This is a genomic window from Pseudomonas bohemica (assembly GCF_002934685.1).
In the GTDB taxonomy this organism is placed as follows: domain Bacteria; phylum Pseudomonadota; class Gammaproteobacteria; order Pseudomonadales; family Pseudomonadaceae; genus Aquipseudomonas; species Aquipseudomonas bohemica.
Window position 1 is genome coordinate 53938 of the sequence record NZ_NKHL01000101.1, and the last position, 12257, is coordinate 66194.

Below are 12257 nucleotides of genomic sequence, written 5' to 3' on the forward strand. Positions count from 1 at the left end.
TGTGCGATATCTCGCCCCGTTTTCGACGCCGCACTGTTACGCAGCAAATACGGTCCTCTGTGGGAGTGAGCTTGCTCACGAAGACGGCCGTTCAGGCGCTGAAGTTGTTTTAAGTTTCCGCACCCTTCGTGAGCAAGCTCACTCCCACGGGGACATGTTGCATTAGGAAATGGCGCTTCATTCGCGAAGCGCCATCCGGGGATCACTGCATCTCGACGATGACCTGCTCGTTCCACTGCTGCGGCAGGGCTTTCGAAGTTTTTTCCCACGCTGCGGCATCTTTGATTGGCGTCACGCCCTTGTACTGCTCATTCGGCAGCAGCTTGGCCTGTACTTCAGGCGGCAGCGTCAGGTGTTCGGCGCGGATCGGACGAGCGTTGCCGTTGGCCAGGTTGATCTGGCCGGCATCGCTGAAGATGTATTCACGCGCCAGCTTGGCGGCGTTCGGGTGTTTGGCGTACTTGTTGATGATGGTGCTGTAGCCGGAAATCACCGAACCATCGGACGGGATCAGCACCACATAGTCATCCGGGTTGGCCATCTTGGCCTTGTAGCTCAGGCCGTTGAAATCCCAGACCACGCCGACTTCCACTTCACCTTTTTCCATGGTCTGGATGGTCGGGTTGTTGATCCCCAGACGCTTCTGCTGGGCCAGTTCGGTAAACAGTTGCAGGCCGGGGGCGATGTTGGTCTCGTCGCCTTTCATGGCGATCGCTGCGGCCAGTACGCCGTTGGCCGCTTGTGCCGCCGTGCTCACGTCGCCGATGGTGACCTTGTATTTGCCGGTTTTCAGGTCAGCCCAGGATTTCGGCACGTCGGAGCCGTGCAGCAGCTTCTTGTTGACGATGAAGGCGATGGTGCCGGTGTAAGCCAGTGCCCAGTGGCCGTCCTTGTCCTTGGCCCAGTCTGGAACCTGATCCCAGGTGGACGGTTTGTATGGCTGGGTCACGCCCTTGGCTGTTGCGATCGGGCCGAAAGCGGCGCCCACGTCACCGATGTCGGCGCTGGCGTTGTCTTTTTCCGCGTCGAACTTGGCCACTTCCTGTGCCGAACTCATGTCGGTGTCCATGTGCACCAGACCGTATTTGGCGGTGAGGTCGGTCCAGGTGCCTTTCCAGTTGGCCCAATCGTCGGGCATGCCCACGCTGTTGACGGCGCCTTCGGCCTTGGCCGCGGCTTCCAGCGTCTTGAGGTCGGTGTCCGCGGCCATGGCGGATGTGCTCAGCGCAATGGCCGAACCCAGGAGTGATGCCAGCAAAAGGTGTTTCATTCGAAGCTCCTTCGTGCACTTCTCGACATTGACTTGGAAAGGGTCGGCGAAGTGTTCGTTGCGGGTGGGTACGTCTTGTGGGTATGCCTGGTAAGTTGGTCTAGATCAGCAATACCTGAGCCAAGTTAGGCCAGTTACATGACATTTTCGTGTCTGGACCGACTTTTGCTGGTGAAAGCGCAGGCGTGAGGTACGGCTGTGAAGTAAGCGTAGACCATGCTCAAGTGCCTGATCTGAAAAGGCTAAAGTCTTTTTCAAAGCAGGCTTTGCAAGCGCCTGGCGCTGGATTGTCACGCAACAGTCATCTACGCTGCCTAGGCTCTAGAGCACTGAAACGGGCCATTCGGCTGTAGACCTTGCCCCCAAATAGCGCTGGTCTAGTCCAGATAGGTAACGCAATGCGCCAAGATGTGCCTCGAGCGGTGACGACCATCTGCAATGCCCTGCAGGAGCAGATCGAGCACGGTCTGTTGCCGCCGGGCAGCAAGTTGCCCGCCGAACGCAAGCTCAGCGAAGTCTTCGACACCACGCGGATCACCCTGCGCGAGGCGTTGGTGCAGCTCGAGGCTCAAGGGCTGATCTATCGAGAAGAACGTCGCGGCTGGTTCACCTCGCCGCCACGCCTGGCCTACGACCTGATGCGTCGCAGTCACTTCCACGCCATGGTTCAGGCGCAGGGGCGGGTGCCAGCCACTCAGGTGATCTCTGCACGTCTGCAGCCGGCGTCGGCCGCAATCTGCGGATTGCTGCAATTGCCTGCGCTGTCCAGCGTGATCCAGATCTGCCGCGTGCGGCGGATCGATGAGCGACTGGTGTTGTACGTCGAGCATTATCTGAACCCGGAGTACTTCCCGCAGATTCTGGATTTCGATCTCAATCAGTCACTGACCGAACTGTATGCCAGCCATTACGATATTCGTTACGGCCAGGTACGGTTCGAGATGGTGCCCACGGCGCTGCCCGTTGAAGCGGCTGCGGCGTTGAAGGTGTCCATTGGCAGCCCGGGCCTGCGCATTGCCCGGGTCAATCATGATCAAGGTGGCCGGTTGATCGATTGCGATCTGGAGTATTGGCGGCACGATGCGATTCATGTGAGTGCGGTGGTGGGGGATCTGTAGCCGTGCTGCTGCAGGTCGAGCACCCGATCCGACGTCGGCTTGCTGCAACACAACAGGCGCAAGCCCTTGTCAACCTCCCGCTGGCGGATGCTGCCGTATACGCTGACCATGCGCTGCAGCGATTCGGACGTCACCGAAACAGAATGTAGCCCTCGCCGGTGAGCTTGATCGCCGATGCAATCGATGAAAAAGCCGGGTGCCGAGGGTTTCCTCCAGCTAGCGGATCTGCTTGCTCACCGCTGCCTGCGTGACGCCTGATTGACGTGTTGAATGGCAAAACGTCATTCGAATGTACATGGATGTACATCGCAGGATCAGGGGCGTACAGTTCATTCACTCACTTTCGGACAAAGGCGACATCAGATGTCGGTATCAGGCAAGGAACGAGGCAAACCCCAGGAGTCCGGCTGGCGAGGTTCGCCAGAAGGATGGCTGGAGGCGGCCTATGATGCCTTGAAAGAGTCGGGTGTCGATGCCGTGCGCGTCATGCCCCTGGCCAAGCGCCTCAACCTGTCGCGCACCAGTTTCTACTGGTTCTTTCAGGACCGCGAACAATTGCTCGCCGCGCTTCTGGCCCGCTGGAAGGACAAGAACACCGGCGGCATGGTCAAGCAGTCCGAAAGTTACGCGGAGAACATCACCGAAGCGATCCTCAACGTTTTCGAGTGCTGGCTGAATCCTGAGCTCTTCGACTCGCAGTTCGAATTCGCCGTGCGCAGCTGGGCCCTGCAGTCCGAGGAAGTGGCCACCGAGATCGGCGCGGCCGACGATGCGCGAATCAACGCGCTGTCGGCGATGTTCCGCCGTTTTGGCTACGATGCCGATGGCGCTGACACACGGGCGCGCACGATCTATCTGACGCAGATCGGTTACATCTCGATGAAGACCAGCGAAGACATCACCGAGCGTTTCCGCCGAATCCCTCATTACGTCGCCATCTTTACTGGCAAGGCGCCCAAGAGACGCGAGCTCGATCGCTTCTACGGCACCTTCGGTTACGCCGAAAAAGAGTCGGGCGAGTTCGTTGCGCTGGTCGATACCTTCGAGCAAAGCGTCAGTGCGAGCTGAAGCCATCGGCATCATCGGCGGCACCGGTTGGCTGGGCGCAGGACTTGCCCGGGCGATGCTGGACCGCGGGCTTATCACAGGTGATCGCCTGGTTCTGTCCAACCGCTCCGGCAGCCACCCGCTGGCTGAACGCGGCGCGCAACTGCTGGCGGACAATCAGGTGCTGGTGGACATCAGTGACATCGTCATTCTTTCCGTGCGGCCCGAGCAGTTCACGGCACTGAACATCGATGCGTCGGGCAAGCTGGTGATTTCTCTGATGGCAGGGGTTACATCGCAGGCCATCGGCGCGGCGACGGGGGCGTCAACCGTCATTCGGGCAATGCCCAACGCGGCCATTGAAATCCGGCAGTCGTTTACGCCGTGGCATTGCGCGAATGAGCTGGCGGCGACTGAAATCCAGTGCATTCAGCGTCTGCTGGAGTGTGTAGGCACTGCGAGTCGGGTATCGACGGAAGACGCCATCGATTACCTGAGCGCGTTGTCAGGCACCGGCCCTGCGTTTGCGGCGCTGTTGATGACTGCGCTGACCCGTCAGGCTGTCAAAGCCGGTATTTCCGAAGACATCGCCCGGCAGGCAGCGAAAGGCGTGGTGGTGTCGGCGAGCCAGTTGCTTGCCAGGCACGATCCCCAGGCCATGATCAATTCACTGGTGGCTTATAAAGGCGTAACGGCGGCAGCGTTGCAGAGCCTGATCGATGCCGGGTTTGAGGATCAGATGGGGCGGGCGTTGCAGGCGGGAGCAGCCGTGGCGCGCGGAGGGATGTAAGCGGTTTTGTAGGAGCGCGCTTGCCCGCGATTGCAGTCTCCCCCTACCAAATGCATTGGCTGACACGATGCGATCGCGGGCAAGCGCTCCAACGGAGAATCTCGGGTCGTCAAAGATCCTTCACCAACCGCAACGCATCGTAAATCGCCGCATGGGTATTGCGTGCGGCCACGGCATCCCCAATGCGGAACAACTGAAAGCGCCCGGTCGGGTTGGTCACCAGGTTCTGTACGTTCCCGGCGATCAGATCGTGCTGCTCGACCGCACCTTCGTTGCTCGACAGCGGGCGCAGTTCGAAATACAACTCGTCCATCGGCAGCGTGCCGTGGTTGATCACCACCTGATCGACGATGCGTTCCTTGTTGACCTTGCCGTAGTCGCTGCCAAAAATCGCCGCCAGCTTGCCGTCCCGACGCTGCACGGCTTCCACGCGGTAGGTCACGGTGAACACCACCTCCAGATCCTGCAGGCTGCGCATGTAAGGCACCAGGTTCATGGCCATCACTTCCGGCGAGAAGGCGCGATCTGGCGTGACGATTTCCAGCCGTGCACCGCTCTGGGCAATCACCTCTGCTGCCTGCAGCGCCGCATGGTCGCCCGCATCATCGAAGATCAGCACGTTCTTGCCCGGCTTGGCGTCGCCGGAAATGATGTCCCAGGCCGAGACCACCAGCTCATTGCCTTCCTTCAAAACTTCGGTGTCCGGCAGGCCGCCTGTGGCAACGATCACCACATCCGGTTCGTGGTCCAGTACCGTCCGCGCTTCGGCCCAGGTGTTGAAGTGGAATTTCACTCCCAGTCGTTCGCACTGCGCCATGCGCCAGTCGATGATACTGATCATCTCCCGACGGCGTTCGCTGAGTGAGGTCAGACGAATCTGTCCACCCGGCCGATCCGCAGCTTCCAGCACTGTCACGTCATGCCCGCGTTCACCCGCAACCCGTGCCGCTTCCAGCCCACCGGGGCCTGCGCCGATCACCACGATCTTGCGTTTGATCGCGGCCTTCGGCACTTCATGGGGCATGGTGGTTTCGCGGCCGGTGGCGGCGTTATGGATGCAGTAGGCCGCGCCGCCTTGGTAGATGCGGTCCAGGCAATAGTTGGCGCCCACGCAAGGGCGAATCTCTTCTTCGCGCTTGTCGATGATCTTGCGCACGATGTGCGGGTCGGTCATGTGCGCGCGGGTCATGCCGACCATGTCCACTTTGCCGGAGGCGATGGCGTGGCGCGCGGTGGCCACGTCCGGGATCTTCGCGGCGTGGAAGGTTGGGAAGCCCGTCGCGGCGCGGATTTCCCCGGCGAAATCCAGGTGCGGCGAGTTGCGCATGCCCTGGATCGGAATCACATCGGTCAGCCCGGCATCGGTGTCGATGTGGCCTTTGACCACGTTGAGGAAATCCACCAGCCCGCTGTTTTTGAGCATGTGCGAAATGGCGATGCCATCCTCGGCGCCGAATCCGCCCGGCAGGTCTTCATCGCCGGTGTAACGCACGCCGAGCAGGAAATCCTCACCGCATTGCCGGCGAATGCCGCGCAGGATGTCGAAGGTGAAGCGCAGGCGGTTTTCCAGCGAGCCGCCGTATTCGCCTTCTAGGTCGTTGGTCAGCGGCGACCAGAACTGATCCATCAAATGGCCATATGCCTGAAGCTCAAGACCATCCATGCCCGCAGCTTTCATACGCTCCGCGGCGGCGACGTAGTCATTGATGATGCGCTGGATGTCCCAGTCTTCCAGCTTCTTGGGGAACGAGCGGTGGGACGCTTCGCGCCGATGTGAAGGAGAAACCACCGGCAGCCAGTCAGCCTTGTCCCAGCGGGTGCGGCGTCCCAGGTGCGTCAACTGGATCATCACCGCCGCGCCATGTTCATGGCACTCGTCGGTCAAGTCTTTGAGCCAGCCAACCACTTCATCCTTGTATGCCAGTACGTTGTTGAAAACCGGCGGGCTGTCGCGGGAAACCGCTGCCGAACCTGCAGTCATCGTCAGCGCCACTCCGGCCTTGGCCCGCTCCACATGGTAGGCCCGATACAGATCCTTGGGCATGCCGTCCACCGGATACGCCGGTTCGTGGGAGGTGGTGATGATGCGGTTGCGCAGGGTCAGGTTCTTGATTCTGTAAGGCTGCAGCAGCGGATCGCTGGACATAGTGGTGCGCTCCTGGGAGGGAACATCAGACGTGGTTTGACGCGAAAGTATGTGAAATGTACAGGGGTGTCAAATTATGATGACGCTGGTGTACATTTCGCTTGCTCCCACACAGTGTGTGTGGATACCATCGCGCAGCAGCCGGCCCGAGACTGGCGCGATCGACGATTCCACTGCCACACCCAGTAACGCCCATACACGAAAGGGGAGATGCACAATGGTTGCTTATTCGCCGTATAAGAAAAAAAGTATTGGTTGGTTGGCAGGGGTCGCATTGACGACTGCAAGTCTGTTCAGCCACGCCGCAGACCAGCCGCCGGTGCGCATCGGATGGGTCAATTGGTCCGACACCGAAATCACCGTCAAGCTGGCCAACATCGTTCTGGAAGATCAGCTCAAGCAGCCGGTCAAGCTGGTAATGGCCGACATCGGCATCCAGTTTCAGGCCATGGCCAACGGCAACATCGATCTGATTCCGATGGTCTGGTTGCCGGGCACGCACAAGGCGTTCTACGACAAGTACAGGGACAAGCTCGAAGATCTGGGCGTGCTGTATGAAGGGCGTATTGGCATGGCGGTTCCGGATATCGTTCCGGCCAGTGAAGTCTCAAGCCTCGCTGATTTGAACAAGCCGGGGATCAAGGAGAAATTCGAAGGCAAGATTCTGACCTCCGAAGTGGGCAACGGGCAGTACAAGTTGACCGAGAAGGTCATCAACGACGGGAAAATTGTCGGTTACAAAATGGTCGCATCTTCGGAAAGCGGCATGCTCAGCGAGCTGGATCGCAATCTGAAACGCAGCAAGTGGTCGCTGGTCAACGCCTGGAGCCCGCATTGGATGTTCTCCAAATACCCGCTGCGTTACCTGGATGACCCTGAGCATCTGTTCGGCGGCGCCGAGCAGATTCACGCGGTGGCCCGCAAAGGCTTCAGTGAGCAGTACCCGAAGGTGGCGCAGTTCTTCGCCCATTACTCGATCCCGAAGGAAGATCTGCAAAAACTGATGTTGGATGCGCGGTCGAGTTCGGCTGAAAAAGTCACCGCCGACTATTCCGCGGCCAACAAACCGCGCTTTGCAGCGATGTTCAAGGACAGCGCCACGGCATCGGCGACGCCGTAAACGGGCTCTCTGCCCAATTAACCGTCCGGCCCAATTTCAGGGCATGCACCGGTGCTGTGGGAGCGAGCTTGCTCAAGAAGCGGCCGGTACGTTCGCTAAATTTTCAACGACCGGAACTCCTTAGTGAGCAAGCTCACTCCCGCAGGTTTGGTGGCGCGTCAGCTACCCGACGCGTCTTCCTTCTTACCGCGTACCCCGCTCACGCGTGCGCCACTGGTGCTCACCTGCACATTCAGTCGCGGTGTCGCCAGATCCATTCCGGCCTCATCCAGGTAGCGCTTGAGCGACAGATTGAACGCTCGCGAGACTTCCCACTGCTTGATCGGCGCAGTCTTGAAGCGTGCGCGCAGGATCGCGTTGCCCGATTCGAAACTCTCCACCCCCTGAATCTCCAGCGGCGACCAGATATTGCGGCGTTGCAGGGGATCGGTGCGCATCTTTTGGCCGACGTCACGAATCATCTTCAAGGCGTCGTCGATGTTCATGTTCGAAGGGATGGCGATGCGGAAGATCGCGTAGCCGAATTCGCGGGAGTAGTTCTGGATGCTCTTGATCTCGCTGAACGGAATGGTGTGGACGATGCCGTCGATGTCGCGTAACCGAACCGTGCGAATGGTCAGGCCCTCGACCGTACCCAGGTGGCCGCCGACGTCCACGTAATCATCGATGGCCAGCGAGTCTTCGATGATGATGAACAGGCCGGTGATCAGATCCGCGACCAGCGACTGCGCGCCGAAACCGATGGCCAGACCGATCACACCGGCACCGGCCAGCAGCGGCGTCACGTTCATGCCCATGTTCGCCAGCGCGACGATCACCGCGATGATCAGAATGGTCACGAACAGCACGTTGCGGATCAGCGGCATCATTGTCTGCGCACGGGCGTTGGCCAGGCCTTTGCGCGAGCGGGTGAGGGCGTGGTGAATCGCGGTGTCGGCCAGAATCCAGACCAGCCAGGCGAACATCAGCGTCGTTGCCAGGCCGAGGATACGCACGCTGATGTCATGGCCGTCGCCCTCGGAAAAGCGAATCAGCGACAGACCCCAGACGCGCAGGCCCAATTCGATGAACAAGAGCCAGACCAGCAGATGGGCCACGGTGTAGAAGAAGCTTTTCAGCCGTTCGGAATACAGCGCATGACGTTTGTGGCCGTGGGCCGGTTTCTGCGAGTGGCGCCGCACCAGGCCGTTGATGACCATGCACAGCACCAGCAGCACGGTGCAGATCAACGACTGGCGCAGGGCGGTGCTGGTGTCGCCCGCCGAAAAGAACGTGGCGAACAGCGATACCCCCACCAGCACCAGCGCGGGCAGATACCAGAAGCTGCCAAGGATCTCGATGGTGTCGCTCAGCGCCCGCCGTTTCAGGCGACGGGACAACGGCTGATTGCGGATCAGATGGGCAATCGGCCTGCGGAAACGGATGATGAACAGCCCCGTGGAAATCGCCGCCATGACGTTGGCCAGGGTCGCGGCGGTGTGTGCCAGATGCACGCCGAGGCTGGCGACCAGTCGCGGATCGCTCAGCGCCTCACCGAACGCGGCAAAGCTGCCGATCCACCATAGCGGGCGAAACGCCTGATGGCGCAGGATGTACAGCGCCTGGTGGCGATGCGGGCCGTCGAGCAGGGAGAAGGCAATCACGCAGATGGCCGAGAACAACGTGCCGACCACCAGCGCATAAGCCAGAACCATGGCCAGGTCGCGACCCAGCGAGGGCGGCAGGGAGTAACTGAGGTAAATGGTGATTACCAGTGCAATCAGCCACGGACCCAGTTTGCGCAGGGCAAAGCGCAGCATGTCGGTGGGACGCGGGTGTTGGGGCAGTTCTTCCGATAGCCCGAAACGCACCCGCAGCCGATGGCTGAGCCAGATCAACGCGGCGGCCAGCAGACTCCACAGGGCAAGGACCACGGCAAAACTGAAGATGATCGGCCACCACTGACTGGCGGGCAGCATCAGCCCGACGAGCTCCTGCTCGGCCAACGCCACCTCATCTCCCCAGCGACTGAGCGGACTGTCTTCACCGGTGAACTGTTTTTCAAATTCGGACAGCGTGCCGCCGATCAATCCCAGGACGCCTTGCTCGGCGTTCGGCTGGGCTTTCTTGGTGGCGTCGCGCAGTTTCTTGAGATCGTCCAGCAGTTTGCTGCGCTGCTGATCGTTCTCCAGGGACGTGATCACTTCATCCAGCGACTGGCCCAGAGGCTCCTGCGCCTGGGGCTGGGTTTTCTGCCCGCTGAGCAAGCCGGGCAGTCCGGCGGCCTGGGTCAACGCGACAGGAAAAAACGCCAGCAGACAGATCAACAACAAACGCGACAGGACGCGAAGGCGGGCAGAAGCAATCACCAGGCAATGAACCTCGAATCGACAGACACCCGACGCGGCCGGACAAGGCAGCCGGGCGTTCAGGCAGGACCCGTGAGTTTACGAGTGACGCTCTGGGTTGGCGAGAGGCATTTTGTGTGGCGTATCAAGAGGGCGCTGCGGGATAGCTGGGAGATACCTCCTATCGTCCGCCTCAACCCCTGAAGGTCACTTCAGAAGTCGTTGATTCCTTCGGGGGATTGATTGGGTTGAGCCTTCATGAAACTGCCAGTCCGGCCCGAGTTCGCATCACTTGCGGTTAATAGCGATTTGTTTCAGGGCAGGTGCCTGTAACTTGAGCGCCAACATAAATGCCCCTTGAGCGGAGCATTTATGTTTTAACAAGCGCATGGATTATGGCAATTCACTACTGCCATAAAAGGCTGTCAGTACCTTCACCAGATGCGTCAGGTCCTGGCTGCCTGCCAGCTCGCGGATCGAGTGCATGGCGAAGGTCGGCAGGCCGATGTCCACCGTGCGAACGCCCAAGTGACCAGCGGTAATCGGGCCAATGGTCGAGCCACAGGCCATGTCGCTGCGCACCACGAAGCTCTGCACCGGCACTTCTTCGGCCATGCACAGATGGCGGAAAAACCCGGCGGTTTCGCTGTTGGTGGCGTAGCGCTGGTTGCTGTTGACCTTGATCACGGGGCCAGCGTTGAGTTTCGGGCCGTGGTTGCTGTCGTGCTTCTCGGCGTAGTTGGGGTGCACGCCGTGGGCATTGTCGGCGGAGATCAGCAGCGACTTCTGAATGGTGCGCACATAGTCGTCGCCCTCCGGCAGCAGGCGTTGCAGCACTTGCTCCAGCATCGGCCCGTCGGCGCCGCAGGCGGAGGTCGAGCCGACTTCTTCGTGGTCGGTGCAGATCAGCAGGCAGGTTTCGTCGCCATCGGCGTTGAGCAGGGCCTGCAGGCCAGCGAAGCAGGACAACAGGTTGTCCAGGCGCGCGCCAGCGATGAAGTCGCCATTAAGGCCGATGACCGCTGCGCTCTGGGTGTCGTAGAAACTCAGCTCGTAATCGAGCACCACGTCGGCGTTCAGTCCGTGCTCACGAGCCAGTTGGTCGGTCAGCAGTGCGCGGAAGTCGGCGCGCTCGTCGCCCGCCACCTGAGCGAGAATCGGCGGCAGTTCGTTCTGCGCGTTGATCGGCCAGCCTTCGTTGGCGGTGCGGTTGAGGTGGATCGCCAGGTTGGGGATGACCGCGATCGGCAGTTTGAAGTCGATCAGTTGGCTTTCGACTTTGCCGTCACGACGGAAGGTGACGCGGCCGGCCAGCGACAGGTCGCGATCGAACCACGGGGCGAGCAGGGCGCCGCCGTAGACTTCGACGCCCAGTTGCCAGAAGCCCTGACGCTGCAACTCAGGTTGAGGTTTGACCCGCAGGCAGGGGCTGTCGGTGTGGGCGCCGACCAGCCGAATGCCGCCGATCAGGGGCGACAGGCGACCCAGTCTGAAGGCGACGATGGAGGAGTCGTTGCGGGTGACGTAGTAGCGGCCGCCGGCTTCGGTGTACCACGGCTCGCGTTCATCCAGACGCTGATAGCCGGCGCCTTCCAGACGTTGCACCAGGGTTGCGGTGGCGTGGAAGGGGGTGGGGGAGGCCTTGAGGAAGTCGATCAGGCCTTGGTTCAACTCTTCGCGCATAAGTTACTCCAGACAGCAATGGCGCGAGTTTACAGCCGTATTACTGCGGGGGCGAGCGTGGTTGCTGTGGGGCTTGATGTTGGCGCTGGGGTGGGGTGTATATCCGATGCTTTTGGCGGCGCTGGCTTGGTTCTGCCCAACGGCAGAAGCGTTTCGCCTTCGGCGAGTTACTTAGAAAAGCCCCCAAGTAACCAAAGGGGCTTGCTCCTGATTCGGCCGGCACCCAAGTCGCGTTTAGTGGTGTCTGAACTACCGCGCAGGAAGATCAACAGCCGGCGCACAAGAGATCCAGAGTATTGATGCGATCCCTGTAGGAGACGTCGGAGGTACGACGGCAGCGAAAGCGGGGTGTCAAACAACCTATCTACAACTGATCCACCGCGTTCGCTGCCGTCGTAACCTCCGACGTCTCCCACGAGTAGGGCGGCGTGCCGAGAAAATGATCGTTCCTATGTTCCGCGTGGGAGCGCCGGCCTGGACGCGCTGCGTCGATCAAAACCAGTGTTCTGAGCACACAGGCACGCCGAGCTTTGATTTTGCTTTTTTACATGATCGCTCAGACACCGCAGGGCGCGACTTGGGTGCAGCCTGAGCGCAGGCGGCGCGGAGGGCCGAGTGGCATGGATGCTGCGAGAGTCCCCCCGGCCATGGAGGGCCGATGGCGCCGGGTCGGAGCTAAGCTGCGTGAGCGAACCCGACGCAGTCGGGCCAAACCGGGAGCAAAGCCCTTGCCTGCCGTTGGAAATAGAGAGCGGG

8 protein-coding genes are annotated in these 12257 nt (G+C 60.5%); 4 read left to right on the forward strand and 4 right to left on the reverse strand.

The window, feature by feature from the left end:
* Positions 1 to 202: 202 nt before the first annotated feature.
* Positions 203 to 1270, reverse strand: a complete 1068-nt coding sequence (locus CE491_RS10305; protein ID WP_110948254.1) for an ABC transporter substrate-binding protein — start codon at positions 1268 to 1270, stop codon at positions 203 to 205.
* A gap of 398 nt (positions 1271 to 1668) precedes the next feature.
* On the opposite strand from CE491_RS10305, the gene CE491_RS10310 reads away from it, so the two are divergent.
* The 3 genes from CE491_RS10310 to CE491_RS10320 all read left to right on the forward strand — a co-directional run bounded on the left by CE491_RS10310 (position 1669) and on the right by CE491_RS10320 (position 4225).
* On the forward strand, positions 1669 to 2388 hold the full coding sequence (locus CE491_RS10310; protein ID WP_110948255.1) for a UTRA domain-containing protein: 720 nt from the start codon (positions 1669 to 1671) through the stop codon (positions 2386 to 2388).
* 363 nt (positions 2389 to 2751) lie between these two features.
* The gene (locus tag CE491_RS10315; RefSeq protein ID WP_110948256.1) at positions 2752 to 3456 is read left to right on the forward strand and encodes a TetR/AcrR family transcriptional regulator; all 705 of its coding nucleotides are present in this window, start codon (positions 2752 to 2754) and stop codon (positions 3454 to 3456) included.
* Entirely contained in the window at positions 3446 to 4225 is a 780-nt protein-coding gene (locus CE491_RS10320; RefSeq protein ID WP_110948257.1) for a pyrroline-5-carboxylate reductase family protein, read from the forward strand. The genes CE491_RS10315 and CE491_RS10320 overlap by 11 nt, the downstream gene beginning before the upstream one ends.
* Before the next feature lie 109 nt (positions 4226 to 4334).
* On the opposite strand, the gene CE491_RS10325 is transcribed toward CE491_RS10320, so the two are convergent.
* Positions 4335 to 6371, reverse strand: a complete 2037-nt coding sequence (locus CE491_RS10325) for an NADH:flavin oxidoreductase (RefSeq protein WP_110948258.1) — start codon at positions 6369 to 6371, stop codon at positions 4335 to 4337.
* 217 nt (positions 6372 to 6588) lie between these two features.
* On the opposite strand from CE491_RS10325, the gene CE491_RS10330 reads away from it, so the two are divergent.
* Positions 6589 to 7491, forward strand: a complete 903-nt coding sequence (locus CE491_RS10330; RefSeq protein ID WP_110948259.1) for a glycine betaine ABC transporter substrate-binding protein — start codon at positions 6589 to 6591, stop codon at positions 7489 to 7491.
* Positions 7492 to 7649: 158 nt separating this feature from the next.
* Here the strand turns inward: CE491_RS10330 and CE491_RS10335 are convergent, their stop codons facing one another.
* Together CE491_RS10335 and CE491_RS10340 are read right to left on the reverse strand one after the other, a co-directional pair.
* Entirely contained in the window at positions 7650 to 9839 is a 2190-nt protein-coding gene (locus CE491_RS10335) for a mechanosensitive ion channel family protein (RefSeq protein ID WP_234407569.1), read from the reverse strand.
* Between the two features lie 372 nt (positions 9840 to 10211).
* Complete coding sequence (locus CE491_RS10340) at positions 10212 to 11501, reverse strand: M18 family aminopeptidase (protein ID WP_110948260.1); 1290 nt, start codon at positions 11499 to 11501, stop codon at positions 10212 to 10214.
* Positions 11502 to 12257 lie beyond the last annotated feature (756 nt).